Source organism: Streptomyces chromofuscus (assembly GCF_015160875.1).
Taxonomy (GTDB): domain Bacteria; phylum Actinomycetota; class Actinomycetes; order Streptomycetales; family Streptomycetaceae; genus Streptomyces; species Streptomyces chromofuscus.
In genome coordinates this window covers 1,550,628-1,570,766 of sequence record NZ_CP063374.1, presented here as the reverse complement: position 1 = coordinate 1,570,766, position 20,139 = coordinate 1,550,628, and the positions used below count along the sequence as shown (strand labels likewise).

Below are 20,139 nucleotides of genomic sequence, written 5' to 3'. Positions count from 1 at the left end.
GGCTCGTGGACTGGTTCCCGCATCGGCCGGGGCAACCCGTAGAGTGACGCGCACGCACGGAGCAACGACTCCGCCCGCCGCCGCGCCGGGATGCCGGACCGTGCGCGCGGGTATGCGTGCGACTACCTGACGAGGACGGCCCGCGTACGAGGAGACGGGCACGGCACGAGGAAACGGGGGGTGCATGAGCACGGAGGCGCAGCACGCCGCGATCCCTCCCCGGCCGACGACCCCACCACGGCCCGCACAGCCGCCGAGGACCCCCGACGGGCACCCGGACAGCGAGCCCCGCCTGCCGGAGCCAAGGTCCCCGGAACAGCGACGCCGGCATCCGGACTCCCATTCCCCGGAGCGGCGCCTTCAGCCGCCGGAGTTCCAGTCCCCGGAGCGGCGCCTTCAGCCGCCGGAGTTCCAGTCCGCGGAGCGGCGCCTTCAGCCGCCGGAGTTCCAGTCCGCGGAGCGGCGCCTTCAGCCGCCGGAGTTCCAGTCCGCGGAGCGGCGCCTTCAGCCGCCGGAGTTCCAGTCCGCGGAGCGGCGCCTTCAGCCGCCGGAGTTCCAGTCCGCGGAGCGGCGCCTTCAGCCGCCGGAGTTCCAGTCCGCGGAGCGGCGCCTTCAGCCGCCGGAGTTCCAGTCCGCGGAGCGGCGCCTTCAGCCGCCGGAGTTCCAGTCCCCGGAGCGGCGCCCTCAGCCGCCGGACTCCCATTCCCCGGAGCAGCGCCCTCAGCCGCCGGAGTTCCAGTCCGCGGAGCGGGACAGGAACCGCCCCTCGCCCCCGCACGGCGACATCACCCGCCGCGACGCCACGCCGCCCGGCGAGGACCACCGTCCCGATTCCCCGACGCCGGGTCACACCACGCAGCCCGGCTCCCCGTCCCCGGGCAACGGTCGGCTCCCCGGCTCCCCGGCCTCGCGTCCTGGCGCACGCCCCGGGTCTGCGGCGTCGGGCGACGACGCCCGCCACGGGTCCCACGCGTCAGGCGACGGTACCCGCCCCGCATCCCCGGCCCCCGGCAACGGCTCGCCCTCCCCGGGCACCCGTTTCCCGGCCCTCCCCGCCCCGCCGATCCCGGACGCCGGCCCTCTCACCCCGCCCCCGCCTCCGGCTTCGGCCCGCTTTCCCGACGCTCCGCCGCGTCCGGGCCGGCGGCCCCTGCCGACGGCGCGTGACGGTGCCGCGCCCGCCGAGAGTCCCGCGGACACGACCCGGCGACTGCGCCCCGTCCCGGAGGCCCGGCCCGCCCGGGCGGCCACCTCGGAGCCCGCCGCCCCCATGAGCCCGGACCCCGCCCACTCCTGGGGCGCCCAGCACCCGTCGGGCGGGACGTTCGACTCGGGGCGGCCCGTGGTCACCCTCGCCGAACCCGAGGCGTTCGACGACCGCGGGCGGACCGGCCTGTCCGGCGTCCTGATCCGGCGGCGCACCCTCACGGCCGCCGTCTGCCTCGTCCTCGGGGCCGGGCTCATCGGCGGTGCCGTGACCGGGAGTTGGCTGGCCGGAGACTCCGGTGAGGCCGAGGAGCGCGGGACCTTCGCGGCCGCCGGCAGCCTGTGGCACAGCGCGCCGGTCGACCAGCTGTTCCCGCCCACCGTGCAGGGCCGCGGCGCCGGACCCGGCGGGGCCGACCGGATCTGGACGCGTATTGCCGTCGCCCCGGACAGCGACTGCGTCGACGCCCTCGACCCGCTGCTGCGCAAGGCCCTCGCCCCGGTCGGCTGCGAGCGCCTGCTGCGCGCCACCTACACCGACGCCACCGAGAGCTATGTCACCACGGTCGGCCTGCTCTTCACCAAGGCCGACGCGACCGCCATGCGCGCGCTGGACGCCCGCTTCGAGCGGGACGGCCTCGGCCGGCGCACGGACCTGATGCCGCGCCCCTACGCGGCGAAGGACACCGTCGCCGCGGGCTTCGGCGACGAGCAGCGGGCCTCCTGGACGGTCTCCGTGCTCACCGACGCCCCGGTCGTCGTGTACGCCGTCTCCGGCTGGGCCGACGCCCGGACCGTCGACGAACCGCAGCCTGCCGCCGAGGCGATGCGCTCCGGCGTCACCACCGCCGCCGCCCAGGCGGGCCTGGGCCACGAGGCGAAGGGCCTCGCCGACCGTGCGGAGCGCAGCCTGCGCAAGTCCGTCACGTCCTCCACGGAACAGGCCTCATGAAGCCCACGACCCGCAGGGCCGGGCTGCTCGGTGCCCTGCTCGCCGCCTCCGTCGCCCTGGTCCCGCCCACCGCCGCCCACGCCGACGGCATCCGCGCCCAGCAGTGGGCCCTGGAGGCCATGCACACCGAGGAGGCCTGGCGGACCACCAAGGGCGCGGGCATCACCGTCGCCGTCCTGGACACCGGCGTCGACGACGACCATCCCGACCTGGCCCGCAACGTCCTGCCCACCAAGGACATGGTCGGCTTCGGCGCCGGCCGCGGAGACCGCGCCTGGGCCCGGCACGGCACCGCCATGGCCGGCATCATCGCGGGACACGGCCACGGCGCCGACAACGCCGACGGCGTCATGGGCATCGCCCCCGAGGCGCGCATCCTCCCCGTCCGCGTCATCCTCGAGGACGGCGACCCCGCCCGCGCCAAGGCCCGCAAGACCCGCGGCAACGCCCTCGCGGACGGCATCCGCTGGGCCGCCGACCAGGGCGCCGACGTCATCAACCTCTCCCTCGGCGACGACTCCGCCTCCGCCCACCCGGAGCCCGCCGAGGACGAGGCCGTCCAGTACGCGCTGAAGAAGGGCTCTGTGGTCGTCGCCTCGGCCGGCAACGGCGGCGAGAAGGGCGACCACATCTCCTACCCGGCCGCCTACCCCGGCGTGATCGCCGCGACCGCCGTCGACCGCTACGGCACCCGCGCCTCCTTCTCCACCCGCCGCTGGTACGCCACGGTCAGCGCCCCCGGCGTCGACGTGGTGATCGCCGATCCGGACCGCAAGTACTACGAGGGCTGGGGCACCAGCGCCGCCGCGGCCTTCGTCTCCGGCGCCGTCGCGCTCGTCAAGGCCGCCCACCCCGGCCTCACCCCCGCCCAGATCAAACGGCTCCTGGAGGACACCGCCCGCGACGCCCCGGCCGACGGCCGTGACGACTCCCGCGGCTTCGGCTTCGTCGACCCGGCCGCCGCCATCGAGGAGGCCGGGCGCCTGAAGCCACAGGGCCTGCGCTCGGCGGCGTACGGCGAGAAGTACTTCGGTGCCGGTCCGGACACCGCCCGCGACGACGACGACCCCGCGAGTTGGGCGGGCCCCCTCGCCGGCAGCGTGGGCGGCGTCCTGCTGGTCGCGGCGGTCGTGCTGTGGCGGACCCGCCGCACGTACGACGGCTTCTAGGAACAGCCCTCAGGAGAGGTGCCGCGGGACGCGGCGCCGCCCCGAAGGTGCCGACGGCCCGCGGGGGTCGTTCCGCCGCCGCGTCCCCCGGCTCCGGGTGACCGCGTACGCCTCGCGACCGGTTCCCCGGCTCCGGGCGACCGCCTCGCGATCCGCCCCGCGCGTCCCGCGGCGGCGGGGCGCAGTAGGCCGCCGGGGCCGTCGACGACCACTCCCGGTCGGCTAGCCCGCGGTCGCGGACGCCGTGGCCGAGGGCGACGCCTGCCCGGTCAGCACCGACACGGCCGCCCGTGCCGCCGCCTCGACCAGCGAGACGCCCTTGTCCTTCGTCGTGTTGCCGTCCGACAGCACGGCCACCAGGACGCCACGGCCGCCGACCGTCACCCGGCCGATGCTGTTGATGTCCCACAACCCGGTCGCGGTGCGCGGCAGCCAGCCGTTCTTCAGCGCCCACCCCGACCCGTCCCCGGCCGCCGACACGCCCCACCGCTGACCGACGGCGATCCGCCCCATCAGCTCGCGGATGTACGACCGCGAGGCCGCGCTCAGTTCGGAGTCGTCGCCGAACACCTGCCGCAGCAGGGCGAGTTGGTCGGCCGCCGTCGTCCGGGTCAGCCCCCACAGCATCCCGTCACCGCCCTCGGTCCCGGTCAGCCCGAACCGCTCGTTCGCCGCGTCCAGCCCTTCCGCCCGGCCGATCGTCCGCCACAAGGCCGACGCCGAGTCGTTGTCGCTGCGCTCGATCATCGCGGTGGCGTAGGACTTCTCCGCCGCCGTCAGCTCCCGGCCCGCGTCCTGCGTCTGGAGCAGCAGCGCCGCCAGGATGTCCACCTTGACGATGCTCGCCGTGTCGAAGGCGCCCTCGCCGTACGCGGCGCCCTGCCCGGACTGAAGGTCCAGCACCGCCACCGACACCTCGGCCCCGTCCTCCACCGGCACGCTCGCCATGGCCTCCGCCAGCAGCGCGTCCCGGTCGACGCTCGGCCGCGCCACAGGCTCCACCGCTGCCTCCCCGCTCGCCGATGCCGACGGCGTCACCGCAGACGATACGGCCCGCACCGCGGGGTGCGCCCGCGCCTGCACATACGCGGTGCCCGCCGCCGTACCGCCCACGGCGACGGCGGACGCGACGGCGGCGCACATCAGGCCGCGGCGGATTCTGGGACGAGCCATACCTCCAGAGTGGGGGCGGCGCATGTGCGGGCGATGAGACGGACGTGACATCTGTGTCAGCGACGGCTGAGAAACCGGTGAGTGGGTCACGGCCGTGTTACCGGGCCCGCACAGGCCCCGCCCGACTGCCCCTATAGGGTCGTGACCGTGGCGAACAAGAACATTCCCGACCCCGGCTTCTCCGACGACGACGGCTCCGCCGACCCCCGGCTGAGCGCGGCGCTCGCGGCGTGGGCCGAGGACCGCACCGCCGTGGGACCCGTGCTGGCCGCGCTGAAGGGCGCCCGGCTGCTCGTCCCCGTGGTCGCCGTGCTCGGCGAGGTCGAACAGGACGAGAACGGGCTGCGCCGCGAGAAGACCAGCGACATGGCCGTGCCGACCCTGAAGGCCGGCGGGCGCACCGCCCTGCCCGCGTTCACGTCCACCGACGCGCTGGCCCGCTGGGACCCGCAGGCCCGCCCCGTGGCCGTACCGCTGCACCAGGCCCTCCAGGCCGCCGCGCACGAGAAGGCGGACACGGTCGTGCTGGACCTGGCCGGGCCCGTGCCGTTCGAGCTGACCGGGCCCGCGCTGCTGGCGCTGGCGGAGGGCCGCACGAGCACCGACCCGCTCGCCGACCCCGCGGTCGTCGCCGCGGTACGGGCCGCCGTGGCCGCCGAGCCCGCTGTGCTCCGCGCCCACCTCGGGCCCGGAGAGGCGGACGGCACCCTGGCCCTCGTCCTGGACCCGGCCGCCGCCCCCGCCGAGGCCGCCCGCGCGGTGGCGCGGCGCATGGCCGCCGACGAGACACTGAGGGCCCGCCTGGTGCGCGGCCTCGACCTGGCACTGCTGCCGGCCGGATCCGCGCCACCGGGCGAGCCCCTGTACGTACGAGGGTGACCCGTCCGTGGGTCGACTAGGCGTAGACCGGCCCCGTGTACTTCTCGCCCGGCCCCTGCCCCGGGTCGTCGGGCACGAGGGACGCCTCGCGGAACGCCAGCTGGAGCGACTTCAGGCCGTCCCGCAGCGGCGCCGCGTGGAAGGAGCTGATCTCGGTCGCGCTCGCGTCCAGCAGCCCCGCGAGGGCGTGGATCAGCTTGCGGGCCTCGTCCAGGTCCTTGTGCTTCTCGCCCTCCTCGGTCAGACCGAGCTTCACCGCGGCCGCGCTCATCAGGTTGACGGCGACCGTCACGATCACCTCGACCGCGGGGACCTCGGCGATGTCGCGGGTCATGGCGTTGAAGTCGGGCGTCTCTTCACTCATGCCGTTCACCATAGGGGCAGGGCGCGCGTCGGCCCCAGTCGGCCCCGTTCGGTCTCGGTTAGCCCTTTGTGGCCGAGGCTGCTAGCCTTGTGTAACGACCGGTCGGACACGTATGCCTCACGGCCCACGAGCCCGACCTACAAGTGGAGGCTTTCGAACTCCCACCTGACCGCCCCTTCGGGCGGCGGGTCACCGGTCAGGCGGCCCCGTCCCCAGTGACGGCGTCCGCCCGAAAGTGCGCCCCGCGGTCACCGCGGCGGTCGCTCCGGTAGTTCGAGGAGCCCCGCCTGTGATCGTCCGGGGCATTTTTTGTGCTTCGGCGCGGTTAGGTCTTACGCATACAGACGTTACGCGGCTGTCCGCCAGACCGCCGTGTGGTGCTACCGAGGAGGATCCATCAGCGCCGAGCCCCGCATCAACGACCGGATTCGCGTTCCCGAGGTGCGACTTGTCGGTCCCAGTGGCGAGCAGGTGGGCATCGTCCCGCTCGCTAAGGCACTGGAGCTTGCGCAGGAGTACGACCTGGACCTGGTCGAGGTCGCGGCGAACGCCCGTCCGCCCGTGTGCAAGCTCATGGACTACGGGAAGTTCAAGTACGAGTCGGCCATGAAGGCCCGTGAGGCGCGCAAGAACCAGGCGCACACGGTCATCAAGGAGATGAAGCTCCGGCCGAAGATCGACCCGCACGACTATGACACCAAGAAGGGTCACGTCGTTCGGTTCCTCAAGCAGGGCGACAAGGTCAAGATCACGATCATGTTCCGTGGTCGCGAGCAGTCCCGGCCCGAGCTGGGCTACCGGCTGCTGCAGCGGCTCGCGGAGGACGTCCAGGACCTCGGTTTCGTGGAGTCGAACCCGAAGCAGGACGGCCGCAACATGATCATGGTCCTCGGTCCGCACAAGAAGAAGACCGAGGCGATGGCCGAGGCTCGCCAGGCGCAGGAGGCCCGCAAGGCGTCCGCGAAGGCCAATCCCGGTCGCTCGCAGAACCCCGCCGATGCAGAGGCGCCCGCCGAGGAGCCTGCCGAGGCGTGATCCCCGGGACGACAGTCCCAGGACGTAACCGAAACAAGAGCGACGCTCCACCGTGCCCGGTTTTCGCGACCGGGCACCGGAGCGCCACCGACGAGGAGAGAACGGCGCTATGCCGAAGAACAAGTCGCACAGCGGTGCCAGCAAGCGCTTCAAGGTCACCGGCTCCGGCAAGGTGCTCCGTGAGCGCGCCGGCAAGCGCCACCTGCTCGAGCACAAGTCGTCCCGTCTGACGCGTCGCCTCACCGGCAACGCCGAGATGGCCCCGGGCGACGCCAAGAAGATCAAGAAGCTTCTCGGCAAGTGACGCTCCGGCGCCCCTTGAGCGCCGTACGTCTGGACCGGGACCCAATCGATTCCGGGCCGTGTGACGACACCCACGGCCCCGCTACAAGGAGTTAAAAAGTGGCACGCGTCAAGCGGGCAGTGAACGCCCACAAGAAGCGCCGGGCGATCCTCGAGCAGGCCTCCGGCTACCGCGGTCAGCGTTCGCGCCTGTACCGCAAGGCCAAGGAGCAGGTCACCCACTCGCTGGTCTACAACTACAACGACCGCAAGAAGCGCAAGGGTGACTTCCGCCAGCTGTGGATCCAGCGCATCAACGCCGCTGCCCGCGCCAACGGCATCACGTACAACCGCTTCATCCAGGGCCTGAAGGCCGCGAACGTCGAGGTCGACCGCAAGATCCTCGCCGAGCTCGCCGTGAACGACGCCACCGCGTTCGCCGCGCTGGTCGAGGTCGCGCAGAAGGCGCTGCCGGCGGACGTCAACGCGCCGAAGGCCGCGTGACGCCGCGCCGGGCTTGAGCCGAAGCCGAGGTGACTGAACGGACCCGTGGGTTTGCCTGCGGGTCCGTTGTTCTGTGAGAAGCGGCCGTTTCGGCATCGCTGTTCCGTGAGAAGCGGCAGGTTCGCCACCGCCGTTCCGAGAGCAGCGGCCGGTTCGGCACCGCCGGACCGTGCCGTCGTGGTCGAGCGCCGTTGCGGCGGAGAAGTCGTTGTGAAGGTGAGCTGAGATGTCCCCCGCCGTTCCCGAGCTGATCTCCCCCCGTTCCCCCCGGGTCCTGGCCGCGCGGCGGCTGGCCAGGCGGAACTTCCGGGGCAAGGAGCGGCTGTTCCTCGCGGAGGGGCCCCAGGCCGTGCGGGAGGCCGGGGCGCAGCCGGGGACGCTCGTGGAGCTGTTCGCGACCGTCGAGGCGGCCGATCGGTACGCCGACATCATCGGCGAGGCCCGGGGCACCGGCGCCCGGGTGCACCTCGCCTCCGAGCAGGTCATCGCCGACATCTCCACGACCGTGACCCCGCAGGGGCTGGTCGGGATCTGCCGGTTCCTGGACACGCCCTTCGAGAAGATCCTCGCCGCCCGGCCCCGGCTCGTCGCCGTGCTCGCGCACGTGCGGGACCCCGGCAACGCCGGGACCGTGCTGCGCTGCGCGGACGCCGCCGGTGCCGAGGCCGTCGTCCTGACCGACGCCTCCGTCGACCTGTACAACCCCAAGGCCGTACGCGCCTCCGTCGGGTCGCTGTTCCATCTGCCGGTCGCCGTCGGGGTGCCCGTCGAGCGGGCCGTGGCGGGACTGAAGGAGGCCGGGGTGCGCGTCCTGGCCGCCGACGGGGCCGGGCAGCACGACCTCGACGACGAGCTCGACAAGCAGACCATGGGCGGGCCCACCGCCTGGGTCTTCGGCAACGAGGCGTGGGGCCTGCCCGAGGAGACCCGCACGCTCGCGGACGCCGTCGTCCGCGTCCCGATCCACGGGAAGGCCGAGAGCCTGAACCTCGCGACCGCCGCAGCCGTATGCCTCTACGCGTCGGCCCGTGCACAGCGCGCCCCCGGAGGCTGCCGCTCCGTCACCGGGAACTAGTAGGGTGACCGGCTCGGGGGCCTCCTGCGCCGTCTGAGAGGTGGGGTACGCGGATGAGCGTCGGCACGAGCAGCGCTCCGGGGGGACGGGACGTGCGGCGTCCGCCCGCGTCCCGGTACGGCGATCCCGCCGAGCTCGGCATCGACCCCGACGACCTGCCCGACGGCCTCGTCGTCGCCGACGAGCACGGCCAGGTCGTCTGCTTCAACGCCGCCGCCGAACGCGTCACCGCCCTGACCGCCGCCGACGCGCTCGGGCAGCCGCTCGACAAGGCGCTGCCGCTGGAGGACCTCGAGGGCAGGCGCTGGTGGCAGCTGACCGACCCCTATGGCGGCCTCGCCACCCGGGTCCGGCAGCCGGAGCGGAACCTGCTGCTGCCGGGCGGGCGGGAGGTGCTCGTCTCGGCGCGGTACGTCCGCACCGAACCCACCGGCCCCGTCCGCCGGGTCGTCGTCTCGCTGCGCGACACCGAGGCCCGGCGCCGCACCGAGCGCAGTCACGCCGAACTGATCGCCACCGTCGCCCACGAGCTGCGCTCCCCGCTCACCTCCGTCAAAGGGTTCACGGCCACGCTGCTCGCCAAGTGGGAGCGGTTCACCGACGACCAGAAACGCCTGATGCTGGAGACGGTCGACGCCGACGCCGACCGCGTCACCCGGCTCATCGCCGAGCTGCTGGACATCTCGCGCATCGACTCGGGCCGGCTGGAGGTGCGCCGCCAGCCCGTCGACATCGGCGCCGCCGTCGGCCGGCACATCCAGGCGTACGTCGCCGCGGGCCTGCCCGCCGACCGGTTCCTGCTCCGCGTCGAGCAGCCGCTGCCCGACCTGTGGGCCGACCCCGACAAGATCGACCAGGTGCTCAGCAACCTCATCGAAAATGCCGTGCGCCACGGCGAGGGAACTGTCACGATCGACGTCACGCCCACCGCCTCCCCGCGCGAAGGGGAGGACGTCGGCACGTCGGTCACCGTGAGCGACGAGGGCACCGGCATCCCGGAGGAGTCCATGAACCGCGTCTTCACCCGCTTCTGGCGGGGCAGCAAGCGCGGCGGCACGGGCCTCGGGCTGTACATCGTCAAGGGCATCGTCGAGGCCCACGGCGGCACCATCACGGTCGGCCGCGCCCCCGGCGGCGGCGCGCAGTTCCGATTTACGCTGCCCGTGGCGGCTCCGGCGTATCTCGCCTGACGGCCACGGGCGCGTCCGCGTATCCCCACCCCGTTAGACTCGGCCTTTGGCACCTTTGTGTCCCGAAAACCGTGAGCACTGTCCATGAGTCGGTGACGGGGACCTTCAGCCAGCCAATCGGAAGCACGGGAAGAGATGTCGGCACCCAATAAGTCGTACGACCCAGTCGAGGTCGAGGCGTTGAAACCGGAAGAGATCGAGCGCATGCGGGACGAGGCGCTCGCCGCCTTCGTCGCCGCGGACTCCCTCGACGCGCTCCAGGAGGCCAAGGTCGCCCACACCGGCGGCGCCTCCCCGCTGGCGCTGGCCAACCGCGAGATCGGCGCCCTGCCCCCGCACGCCAAGGCCGAGGTCGGCAAGCGCGTCGGCCAGGCCCGTGGCGCCGTCAACAAGGCCCTGGCCGCCCGCCAGGCCGAACTGGAGGCCGAGCGGGACGCCCGGGTGCTGGTCGAGGAGGCGGTGGACGTCACGCTGCCCTACGACCGTGTGCCCGCCGGCGCCCGCCACCCGTTGACCACGCTCTCCGAGCGCATCGAGGACATCTTCGTGGCCATGGGCTACGAGGTCGCCGAGGGCCCGCAGGTCGAGGCCGAGTGGTTCAACTTCGACGCCCTCAACATCGGCCCGGACCATCCGGCGCGCGGCGAGGCCGACACCTTCTTCGTGCAGGGCCCGGACGGCGGCTCGGAGTCCGGGGTCGTGCTGCGCACCCACACCTCGCCCGTGCAGATCCGCTCCCTGCTCGACCGCGAGCTGCCGGTCTACGTGATCTGCCCGGGCCGCGTGTACCGCACCGACGAGCTGGACGCGACGCACACCCCGGTGTTCCACCAGGTGGAGCTGCTCGCGGTGGACGAGGGCCTGACCATGGCCGACCTCAAGGGCACGCTCGACCACATGGTCCAGTCGCTGTTCGGCGAGGGCATGAAGACCCGGCTGCGGCCGAACTTCTTCCCGTTCACCGAGCCGTCCGCCGAGATGGACATGGTGTGCTACGTCTGCCGCGGCGAGTCCGTCGGCAACCCCGACCGGCCCTGCCGCACCTGCTCCAGCGAGGGCTGGATCGAGCTGGGCGGCTGCGGCATGGTCAACCCGCGGGTGCTCACCGCCTGCGGCGTCGACCCGGAGAGGTACAGCGGCTTCGCCTTCGGGTTCGGCATCGAGCGGATGCTGATGTTCCGCCACAACGTCGAGGACATGCGAGACATGGTCGAGGGTGACGTCCGGTTCACCCGGCCGTTCGGGATGGAGATCTGATGCGGGTCCCGCTTTCTTGGCTGCGGGAGTACGTCGACCTGCCGGAGACGGAGACCGGTCGTGACGTGCAGGCCAAGCTCATTTCGGCTGGGCTCGAGGTGGAGACCGTCGAGCAGCTGGGCGACGGCCTCAAGGGCCCCCTGGTCGTCGGCCAGGTGCTCACCATCGAGGAACTGACGGAGTTCAAGAAGCCGATCCGCTTCTGCACCGTCGACGTCGGCGGGGCCAACGGCACCGGTGAGCCCCAGGAGATCGTCTGCGGCGCCCGGAACTTCGCCGTCGGCGACAAGGTCGTCGTGGTCCTCCCGGGCGCCGTGCTGCCCGGCGGCTTCGCGATCAGCGCGCGCAAGACCTACGGCCGTACCTCGCACGGCATGATCTGCTCCAGCGACGAGCTGGGCATGGGCGACGACGGCACCAAGGGCATCATCGTGCTGCCGCCCGAGACCGAGGTCGGCAAGGACGCGATCGAGCTGCTGGAGCTGGTCGACGAGGTGCTGGACATCGCCGTCACCGCCAACCGCGGCGACTGTCTGTCCATCCGCGGCGTCGCCCGCGAGACCGCCATCGCCTACGGCCTGCCGCTGCGCGACCCCGCCCTGCTCGACGTGCCCGCGCCGAACGCCTACGGCTACCCGGTGAAGGTCTCCGAGCCGATGGGCTGCGACCGCTTCACCGCCCGCACGGTGTCCGGCCTGCAGCCCGAGGCCCGCTCCCCGATCTGGCTGAAGCGCCGCCTGCAGAAGGTCGGCATGCGCCCGATCTCGCTCGCCGTCGACGTCACCAACTACGTGATGACGGAGCTCGGCCAGCCGCTGCACGCCTACGACCGGGGGCTCGTCCGGGGCCCGATCGGCGTGCGCCGGGCCGAGGAGGGCGAGAGGATCGTCACCCTCGACGGCGTCGAGCGGAAGCTGCACGCCGAGGACCTGGTGATCACCGACGAGCGCGGCCCCATCGGCCTCGCGGGCGTCATGGGCGGCGCCGACACCGAGATCGCCGACCACGACGCCACCGAGGGTTCGACCACGGACGTCGTGATCGAGGCCGCGCACTTCGACGCGGTGTCCATCGCGCGTACGGCCCGCCGTCACAAGCTGTCCTCCGAGGCCTCCCGCCGCTTCGAGCGCGGCGTCGACCCGCAGGCCGCATCCGCAGCCGCACAGCGCACGGTCGACCTGCTCGTGCTCCTCGCGGGCGGCACCGCCGACGCCGGTGTCACCGAGATCATGGCTCCGTCCGCGCCGCACACCATCGCCATGCCGGCCGACCACCCGGACAGGGTCGCGGGCGTCGAGTACGGCCGCGAGACCGTCGTACGCCGGCTGCAGGAGGTCGGCTGCGACGTGTACGGGCAGGACGAGCTGATCGTCACCGTGCCGTCCTGGCGGCCGGACCTGCTCGAGCAGAACGACCTCGCCGAAGAGGTCATCCGCCTGGAGGGTTACGAGAACCTGCCCTCCACGCTTCCCAAGCCTCCGTCGCAGCGCGGTCTCACCCACCGGCAGCGGCTGCACCGCCGGGTCGGGCGGGCGCTGGCCGGGGCGGGCTACGTCGAGGCGCCGAACTACCCGTTCGTCAGCGAGCAGGTCTTCGACCAGCTCGGCCTGGACGCCGCCGACCCCGCCCGCCGCGTGGTGAAGCTGGTCAACCCCCTCAACGACGAGGAGCCCGCGCTGCGCACGTCGCTGCTGCCGGGGCTGCTCGGCGCGCTGCGCCGCAACGACGGGCGCGGTGCGCACGACCTCGCGCTGTTCGAGACCGGGCTGGTCTTCCTGCCGCGCGCGGACCAGGGCGGCGCGGCCACGCATCTGCCGGTCGACCGCCGACCGACCGACGAGGAGATCGCCGCGCTCGACGCCGCGCTGCCCGAGCAGCCGCGCCATGTCGCCGTCGTCCTCGCGGGCGCCCGCGAGCAGGCCGGCTGGTGGGGCAAGGGCCGTCCGGGCGACTGGGCCGACGCGGTCGAGGCGGCGCGTACGGTTGCCCGCGAGGCGGGTGCCGAGCTCGTCGTACGCAAGGGCCAGTACGGGCCGTGGCACCCGGGCCGCTGCGCCGAACTCGTGGTCGCCGCCGACGGCGCCGAGCGGGTCGTCGGCCACGCCGGCGAACTGCACCCACGCGTCCTGAAGGCCCTGGGCCTGCCCGAGCGCACCTGCGCGATGGAGCTGAACCTGGACGCCCTGGAGCAGGTCGGCGACGGCACCCCGCAGGCGCCGAGCATCTCCGCCTTCCCGGTGGCCACGCAGGACGTCGCGCTGGTCGTCGACCGGGCGGTCGTGCAGGCGGACGTCGAGGCCGCGCTGCGCGAGGGCGCGGGTGAACTGCTGGAGTCCATCCGGCTGTTCGACGTGTACGAGAACGCCGATCAGCTCGGCGCGGACCGCAAGTCGCTGGCGTACGCGCTGCGGTTCCGGGCCGGTGACCGGACGCTCACCGTCGACGAGGCGTCCGCGGCGCGGGACGCGGCGGTGGCGTTGGCCGCGGAGCGTACGGGCGCGGTGCTGCGCAGCTAGTGCCCCTACAGGCGACGTTCGCCCCGTCGCGACGCCCGGCACGCCCTCTCGCCGCACCGGCCGAAAGCCCTGGTACGTCCAGTACGAGGACTTCCGGCCGGCGCACCGAGAGAACGCACCGGACGCCGCTCCTCGACGGGCACACGTTGCCTGCCGGGGCACTGGTCGCTCGCGGGGGACTGCGCGTCTTCGGCCGCGGGCCGTCCGTGGCTGGTCGCGCAGTTCCCGCGCCCCTTGTGGGGGGCCGTGCCCCCGCGCCCCTCATCGGGCCCCTCACTCGTTCGGGTGGGACGTTCCGTTGATCTGGTCCTACCGGGCCGTGCGGGGACAGAATCGGACCGGCCTTTCGGGGTCGGTCTGCGCTGTCACCGCCTACATGGGGGGCCACCGGCATGATCCGTATCAGGGCCCTGAGGCTGCCCACCCTGTGGGGTGCCCCGGCGATCACGTACAAGCCGGCCTGCTCGCTCGCCGGGCAGACCTCCCGCGGTGCGCGGATCGCCACCGGCGCCGTGTTCTTCGCCGTCGGAACCGGCCTCGTCCTCCGTGTGCGCAGAACACTGCTGCGCGCACTGCGGCAGGCCCGCCGCGTCGGGGGAGCCGCGCAGAGCACGCTGTTGTGGCCACTGCCCCCGCGCATCGACGAACTGAACGTCGCCGCCGCCCAACTGTCCGCCGGCCGTGCCTCCTCCGCGGGCGGCGACCTGTACGAGGTGATCCCCACCGAGCACGGGGTGCGGGTGCTGATGGGCGACGTGCGGGGGCATGGACCGGAGGCGATCGGGACGGTCGCCGCCGTGCTGGGCAGCTTCCGGGAGGCCGTGCACGACGAGCCCGAACTCGGCCGGGTGCTGCGCAGACTCGACCGCGCCCTGGCCCGGCATCTACGCGGGCGTCCGCCCGTCGAGCAGGCCGAGGAGTTCGTCACCGTCCTGCTGCTGGAGATCGGCCGGGACGGCGAGGTACGGGCGCTGAACTGCGGGCATCCCTGGCCGTACCGGCTGGGGGAGAGCGGGGTCGAGCCGCTGGACCGCGCCGAGCCGCTGCCGCCGCTCGGGCCGTTCCCGCTCCCGGCCGACCTGCCGGCCGTACGCCACGGCGAACTGCGGCCCGGTGAGGTTCTGTTCCTCTACACGGACGGAGCCGAGGACGCCCGCGACGCCCGTGGCCGGTTCTTTCCGCTGCCGGACGTGCTGACGGAGGCGGTGCGCTCCGGCGCCACCTCTCCCCAGGCCGTTCTGGGCGCCGTCTTCACGCGCCTGTTACGGCATGCCGGCGGCAGTCCGCCCGATGACGTGGCCCTGCTGGTCCTGGGCAACGAACGCCACCTCCGACGCCCTCCTCAGGCGCGGCAGGCCGCGCCGCACCCGACAACGCACCGCTAGCCCTGCGACGTCCCGCGCAGCCCCGGCCGGGCCACCGCACTGTACGAGGGGGAGCCGGTGGCCCGGTCGGCCTCTTTCGAGGCATTTCAGTCAACCGGTCGGAAACTCTGCGCGACAGCGCGCGCACAGCCCGGATTCGCGCACTCCGTTCACACCCCGTGTGAAGCCGCATTCACTACGCTGTCGGCACCGAGCCACCCGGGGGGCCTCCCATGCAGCCCAACACTCTGCTCGACGCGATCCTGGACGAGGCGGGGATCTCGCACGCCGGACTCGCGGCGCATGTGAACCAGGCCGGACGCGCGCGTGGGCTCGCGCTCCGCTACGAACACACCGCCGTGGCGCGCTGGTTGAAGGGCCAGCGGCCGCGCGGTCAGGTGCCCGACCTGATCTGCGAGGTGCTCGCCGCCCGCCTGCACCGGCCCGTCACCCTGGACGACATCGGCCTGGGGGTCCCGGGCGAGCCCGCCGGCCCGCACGCCGGCTCCCTGTCCGGGTTCGTGGAACGTGCCACCGCCCTGTGGCGCTCCGACGAACAGCAGCGCCCGCACGTGCTCGGCGCCCCCGCGGTGACCGGGACGCCCGCCGTGATGCCGGTCTGGGAGTGGGAGAACCCGCCCGAGGACGTGGACGTCTCCCGCGGTGGCCGGCACCGGGTCACCCCGGCAGACATCGAGATGCTGCGCGCCGCCCGCGCCCACTACGAGCAGATGTACCGCAAGGCCGGGGGCGTCGCGACCCGCGCCCGGATCGTCGGCTTCCTCAACGCCGAGGCCGCGCCGCTGCTGCGCGGCAGCTACACCGACGCCACCGGCCGCCAACTCCACCGTGCCACCGGCGGACTGGTGGCGGTCGCCGGGATCTGCGCGTACGACTCCGACGCGCACGGCCTCGCCCAGCGCTACTTCCACCAGGCGCTGCGGCTCGCCAAGGCCAGCGGCGACCGGGGACTCGGCGCGTACGTGATCGCCCTGCTGGTCAACCAGTCGCTGTTCATGCGGGAGTACCGCCAGGCCGTCGCCTTCGCCGAGGCCGCCCTGCGCGCCGCCGGCAAGCACATCACCCCGGCCCTCGCCTCCGACCTGTACGCGATGCAGGCCAAGGCGTACGCCCACCTCGGGGACGGCACGGGCGCTCTGTCCTGCATCCGGCGGGCCGAGCAGGCAGCCGAACGCATCCGGCGCGGACACGAACCCGACGAGACGGGCTATGTCCAGCCGGGCCTGGTCAACGTCCAGGTGGCGGAGGCGCTGCTCAGCCTCGGCGAGCTGGCGGCCGCCGGGGAGCACGCCGCGGCCGCCGTGGACACCCCGGCGCACGACCGGGGCCGGGTGCACCGGCTGGCCATGCTCAGCACCGTCGAACTGCGCCAGGGCAACACGGAGAAGGCGGTGGCCACCGCGGTGCAGATGGCGGAGCAGGCCCGCGGCATGGAGTCCCAGCGGCTGCGCGACAGACTCAGGGCGGTGCGCGAGCACCTGGCGCGCAGTGGCGGCGCGGGCACGGCCGAGGCCGCCGAACTGATCGACGGCGCCCTGCGCGTACCGCTGTAGGCGTTCCTGGTCCCTGTCACACAGTCCCTGCTGCGATATTGCCACTTACTCGACGGAAGGTGGCAGAACCGTGCAGTGGACGAAACAGAACGAACAAACTGTGTATGAAAACCGCTGGTTCAGCGTCAACCTGGCAGACGTGGAGCTGCCGGACGGCCGGCATCTCGACCACTTCCTGATACGACTGCGGCCGGTCGCGGTGGCCACGGTCGTGAACGAGGCCAACGAGGTGCTCCTGCTGTGGCGGCACCGCTTCATCACCGACAGCTGGGGGTGGGAACTCGCGGCCGGGGTCGTCGAGGACGGCGAGGACATCGCCGTCGCGGCCGCCCGGGAGCTGGAGGAGGAGACGGGCTGGCGCCCGGGACCCCTGCGGCACTTGATGAGCGTCGAGCCGTCCAACGGCCTCACGGACGCCCGGCACCACATCTACTGGGCCGACGAGGGCGAGTACGTCGGACACCCGGTGGACGACTTCGAGTCGGACCGCAGGGAGTGGGTCCCCCTCAAGGTCGTCCCCGACCTGGTCGCCCGCGGCGAGGTCCCGGCCGCCAACATGGCTGCCGCGCTGCTGTTACTGCACCACCTCAGGCTCGGGCAGGACACCTTGCTCTGAGCTATCGCCCCAGGGCCTGCCAGAGGGACACGACCAGGGCGCCCACGGCCGTGACGGCCGCGACCGAGGGCAACGGCCAGCGGGCGTGTTCCAGCGTGACGAGCCGGGTGTTCAGCTCGTCCAGCTCCTTGGTGGTCTCCTCGGTGCGGTGACTGAGCAGGGCCAGCCCGCCCTCGACGCGGGCGTACGCCACGTCGAGCCGGCGCCGTAACTCTGCGAGTTCTCCGTGGACGACGGAATGCTCGGGATCGGCGGTCACGAACCGCTCCTTTCCGTAGTCGAATCACATCCCTTGCATGGGCACCACGAGTCAACTCGCCTGGTGGGCGCGTGGGGAGAGTGTGCGAGGGGCATATGCGTGCCCGGCGCGCACACGGTGTGTGAATGCAGCGGGCCCGGCACCGGGGAAACGGTGCCGGGCCCGCGCATGGCCGGAAATATACGGTCGGTAATCAGCCGTACGAGTAGAAGCCCGAGCCGCTCTTGCGGCCGAGCCGGCCGGCGTCCACCATCCGCTGGAGCAGCGGGGGAGCGGCGTACAGCGGCTCCTTGTACTCCTCGTACATGCTCTGCGCCACCGAGGCCACCGTGTCCAGACCGATCAGGTCGGACAGCTTCAGCGGGCCCATCGGGTGGGCGCAGCCCATCTCCATGCCGTTGTCGATGTCCTCACGGCTGGCGATGCCCGACTCGAACATCCGGATCGCCGAGAGCAGATAGGGGATCAGCAGCGCGTTGACCACGAACCCGGAGCGGTCCTGGGCGCGGATGCTGTGCTTGCCGAGCGTCTTCTCGGTGAACAGCTGCGCCCGGCTGAGCGTGCCCTCGGACGTGGTCAGCGCCGGGATCAGCTCGACCAGCTGCTGCACCGGCGCCGGGTTGAAGAAGTGGATGCCGACGACCTGGTCGGGGCGCGAGGTGGCGACCGCCAGCTTCACCAGCGGGATGGAGGAGGTGTTCGACGCGAGGACGGCGTCCGGGCGGGTCACCACCTGGTCGAGCACCTGGAAGATCTCGGTCTTGACCTGCTCGTTCTCGACGACGGCCTCGATCACCAGGTCGCGGTCGGCGAACTCCCCGAGGTCGGTGGTGAAGGCGAGGCGCGCCTGGGTCGCCGCCCGCTCCTCCTCGCTGATCTTGCCGCGCTCGGCCGCCTTGGACAGGGAGTTGAACAGCCGGGTACGGCCGATCTCCAGGGCCTCGCCGGTGGTCTCGGCGACCTTCACGTCCAGTCCGGCGCGGGCGCACACCTCGGCGATGCCCGCCCCCATCTGGCCGCAGCCCACCACTCCGACGCGCGTGATGTCTCCCGCTGGGATGCCCGTCACATCGTCCCCTTCGCTGATCTACGGCTTCGGCAGGTAAGCCGGGTTTCGGTGCCTGCTCCGTTCGAGCACGTTACCCGTAAGTATCGATGATCGATCGCCGGGGGCCGGGCATGCTGGGCCGCGGAGACGATCCGTGACCGAGTGGATCCGCTGTGTAGAGGGGTGGTCCGTCCATGGGACGGCTGTCACGTCGCGCGTTCGCGCTGGCCGCACTGTCGACACTGATGAGCGGGGCCGACGCGGGCGCGGCCCCCGCGCGCCGGCCACGCGCCGGCACGGAGATGCGGGCCGTGTGGCTGGCCACCGTGACCAATCGGGACTGGCCGTCGCGCACGGGCATGAGCGCGGCACAGCAGAGCGCCGAGCTGCTCGCCCACCTCGACACGGCGGCACGGCGCCGGCTCAACACGGTGATCCTCCAGGTGCGGCCGACGGCCGACGCGCTGTGGCCCTCGCCGCACGAGCCGTGGTCGCAGTACCTCACCGGCACCCAGGGCAGGGACCCCGGCTGGGACCCGCTCGGCACCGCCGTCGCCGAGGCGCACGCCCGGGGGCTGGAGCTGCACGCCTGGTTCAACCCGCTGCGCGTCGCGGTGCACGCCGACCCGAGCAGGCTCGCCGCCTCCCACCCGGCCCGGCGGCATCCGGAGTGGGTGGTGGCGTACGGCGGGAAGCTCTACTACAACCCGGGGCTGCCGGAAGTCCGGGCGTTCGTGCAGGACGCGATGCTGGACGCGGTGGCGAAGTACCCGGTCGACGCCGTCCACTTCGACGACTACTTCTACCCGTATCCGGTCGCCGGCCAGACCTTCGACGACGACGAGGCCTACGACACCCACGGCGGCGCCTTCGCGAGCCGCGCGGACTGGCGGCGCGACAACATCGACCGGCTGGTGCGCGACACCGCCGCCCGCATCAGAAGCGTCCGCCCCGGCACGCGGTTCGGGATCAGTCCGTTCGGGGTCTGGCGCAACGCCGCCACCGACCCGCGTGGCTCGGACACCCGGGCGCTCCAGTCGTACGACGACGTGTACGCGGACACCCGCAAGTGGGTCCGGGAGAACTGGATCGACTACATCTGCCCACAGCTGTACTGGCACATCGGCAACTCCAGCGCCGACTACGCCAAGCTCGTGCCCTGGTGGGCGGAGGTGGCGCGGGGCAGCGGGACGCAGCTGTACGTGGGAGAGGCGCTGTACAAGGCCGGTGACCCGGCGCAGCCCGCGCGCTGGCAGGACCCGGCCGAGCTGTCCCGGCACCTGGCCTTCGCCCGGGACTTCCCGGAGGTGGGCGGGCATGCGTTCTTCGCCGCCCGGGAGATGGAGGTGGACGCCCACGGGGCAATGGCGCGGGTCGTCGCCGACCACTACCAGCAGCCGGCGATGCCCCCGCGCTGATTCACTGCCCGGTCATGGTCTCCCGGTGCCGGATCTCGGTGTCGGGGCCTGGTGAGCACACACCCTCGTGCCCGTCCTGGAAGCGGACGCGGTACGGGGGTTCGCCCTTCTTGCCCATCACTTCGACGATTTCGCCGACCTTGTCGTGCTGTCCGACCACCCTGCCGTGCTGGACAAGCTGGTCGCCCACGCTCGCGCGCATCTGGGGCCTCCTCACGCTGTGCGGAAGCAGCGTCCGTGACTTTGAGTCTACGGCGG

General features: G+C 72.8%; 19 protein-coding genes. 14 read left to right on the top strand and 5 right to left on the bottom strand.

Going from position 1 to position 20,139, the window contains the following annotated elements:
• Positions 1–184 precede the first annotated feature (184 nt).
• Both IPT68_RS34950 and mycP read left to right on the top strand, forming a co-directional pair.
• Complete coding sequence (locus tag IPT68_RS34950; protein WP_407699461.1) at positions 185–2,158, top strand: hypothetical protein; 1,974 nt, start codon at positions 185–187, stop codon at positions 2,156–2,158.
• A complete protein-coding gene (gene mycP, locus IPT68_RS07100) occupies positions 2,155–3,327 on the top strand; it encodes a type VII secretion-associated serine protease mycosin (RefSeq protein WP_189699603.1) in 1,173 nt (390 codons plus the stop codon). The genes IPT68_RS34950 and mycP overlap by 4 nt, the downstream gene beginning before the upstream one ends.
• Before the next feature lie 222 nt (positions 3,328–3,549).
• Here mycP and IPT68_RS07095 read toward each other — a convergent pair whose 3' ends face one another.
• Complete coding sequence (locus IPT68_RS07095) at positions 3,550–4,500, bottom strand: serine hydrolase (RefSeq protein ID WP_189699604.1); 951 nt, start codon at positions 4,498–4,500, stop codon at positions 3,550–3,552.
• A gap of 147 nt (positions 4,501–4,647) precedes the next feature.
• On the opposite strand from IPT68_RS07095, the gene IPT68_RS07090 reads away from it, so the two are divergent.
• Positions 4,648–5,379: an SseB family protein gene (locus tag IPT68_RS07090; protein ID WP_189699605.1), complete on the top strand. Its 732-nt coding sequence runs from the start codon at positions 4,648–4,650 to the stop codon at positions 5,377–5,379.
• Positions 5,380–5,395: 16 nt separating this feature from the next.
• Here IPT68_RS07090 and IPT68_RS07085 read toward each other — a convergent pair whose 3' ends face one another.
• Complete coding sequence (locus IPT68_RS07085) at positions 5,396–5,743, bottom strand: DUF1844 domain-containing protein (protein ID WP_228040294.1); 348 nt, start codon at positions 5,741–5,743, stop codon at positions 5,396–5,398.
• Positions 5,744–6,115: 372 nt separating this feature from the next.
• Here IPT68_RS07085 and infC point away from each other — a divergent pair, with 372 nt between their 5' ends.
• The 10 genes from infC to IPT68_RS07035 all read left to right on the top strand — a co-directional run bounded on the left by infC (position 6,116) and on the right by IPT68_RS07035 (position 17,156).
• Positions 6,116–6,778 (top strand): translation initiation factor IF-3, encoded by a 663-nt coding sequence (gene infC / locus IPT68_RS07080; RefSeq protein WP_189699607.1) that lies wholly within the window; start codon positions 6,116–6,118, stop codon positions 6,776–6,778.
• A 109-nt stretch (positions 6,779–6,887) separates the two neighbouring features.
• Complete coding sequence (gene rpmI / locus IPT68_RS07075) at positions 6,888–7,082, top strand: 50S ribosomal protein L35 (RefSeq protein ID WP_007829094.1); 195 nt, start codon at positions 6,888–6,890, stop codon at positions 7,080–7,082.
• 98 nt (positions 7,083–7,180) lie between these two features.
• Entirely contained in the window at positions 7,181–7,564 is a 384-nt protein-coding gene (rplT, locus tag IPT68_RS07070; protein WP_004933571.1) for a 50S ribosomal protein L20, read from the top strand.
• Positions 7,565–7,790: 226 nt separating this feature from the next.
• Positions 7,791–8,639: a TrmH family RNA methyltransferase gene (locus tag IPT68_RS07065; protein WP_189699608.1), complete on the top strand. Its 849-nt coding sequence runs from the start codon at positions 7,791–7,793 to the stop codon at positions 8,637–8,639.
• Positions 8,640–8,692: 53 nt separating this feature from the next.
• Complete coding sequence (locus tag IPT68_RS07060) at positions 8,693–9,829, top strand: sensor histidine kinase (protein WP_189699609.1); 1,137 nt, start codon at positions 8,693–8,695, stop codon at positions 9,827–9,829.
• Positions 9,830–9,964: 135 nt separating this feature from the next.
• Positions 9,965–11,086, top strand: coding sequence for a phenylalanine--tRNA ligase subunit alpha (gene pheS, locus IPT68_RS07055; protein WP_189699610.1), 1,122 nt, complete (start codon positions 9,965–9,967; stop codon positions 11,084–11,086).
• Positions 11,086–13,602 (top strand): phenylalanine--tRNA ligase subunit beta, encoded by a 2,517-nt coding sequence (gene pheT, locus IPT68_RS07050; protein WP_189699611.1) that lies wholly within the window; start codon positions 11,086–11,088, stop codon positions 13,600–13,602. The genes pheS and pheT overlap by 1 nt, the downstream gene beginning before the upstream one ends.
• 392 nt (positions 13,603–13,994) lie before the next feature.
• Positions 13,995–14,987, top strand: a complete 993-nt coding sequence (locus IPT68_RS07045; RefSeq protein WP_189699612.1) for a PP2C family protein-serine/threonine phosphatase — start codon at positions 13,995–13,997, stop codon at positions 14,985–14,987.
• A 212-nt stretch (positions 14,988–15,199) separates the two neighbouring features.
• Positions 15,200–16,540 (top strand): transcriptional regulator, encoded by a 1,341-nt coding sequence (locus IPT68_RS07040; protein ID WP_189699613.1) that lies wholly within the window; start codon positions 15,200–15,202, stop codon positions 16,538–16,540.
• Positions 16,541–16,610: 70 nt separating this feature from the next.
• On the top strand, positions 16,611–17,156 hold the full coding sequence (locus tag IPT68_RS07035; RefSeq protein WP_189699614.1) for an NUDIX hydrolase: 546 nt from the start codon (positions 16,611–16,613) through the stop codon (positions 17,154–17,156).
• 1 nt (position 17,157) lies between these two features.
• On the opposite strand, the gene IPT68_RS07030 is transcribed toward IPT68_RS07035, so the two are convergent.
• Entirely contained in the window at positions 17,158–17,415 is a 258-nt protein-coding gene (locus IPT68_RS07030) for a hypothetical protein (RefSeq protein ID WP_189699615.1), read from the bottom strand.
• 193 nt (positions 17,416–17,608) lie between these two features.
• Positions 17,609–18,484, bottom strand: a complete 876-nt coding sequence (locus IPT68_RS07025; protein WP_189699616.1) for a 3-hydroxybutyryl-CoA dehydrogenase — start codon at positions 18,482–18,484, stop codon at positions 17,609–17,611.
• A 173-nt stretch (positions 18,485–18,657) separates the two neighbouring features.
• Here IPT68_RS07025 and IPT68_RS07020 point away from each other — a divergent pair, with 173 nt between their 5' ends.
• On the top strand, positions 18,658–19,881 hold the full coding sequence (locus tag IPT68_RS07020) for a glycoside hydrolase family 10 protein (RefSeq protein WP_189699617.1): 1,224 nt from the start codon (positions 18,658–18,660) through the stop codon (positions 19,879–19,881).
• 1 nt (position 19,882) lies between these two features.
• On the opposite strand, the gene IPT68_RS07015 is transcribed toward IPT68_RS07020, so the two are convergent.
• The gene (locus tag IPT68_RS07015; protein ID WP_189699618.1) at positions 19,883–20,083 is read right to left on the bottom strand and encodes a DUF1918 domain-containing protein; all 201 of its coding nucleotides are present in this window, start codon (positions 20,081–20,083) and stop codon (positions 19,883–19,885) included.
• Between the last annotated feature and the right edge of the window lie 56 nt (positions 20,084–20,139).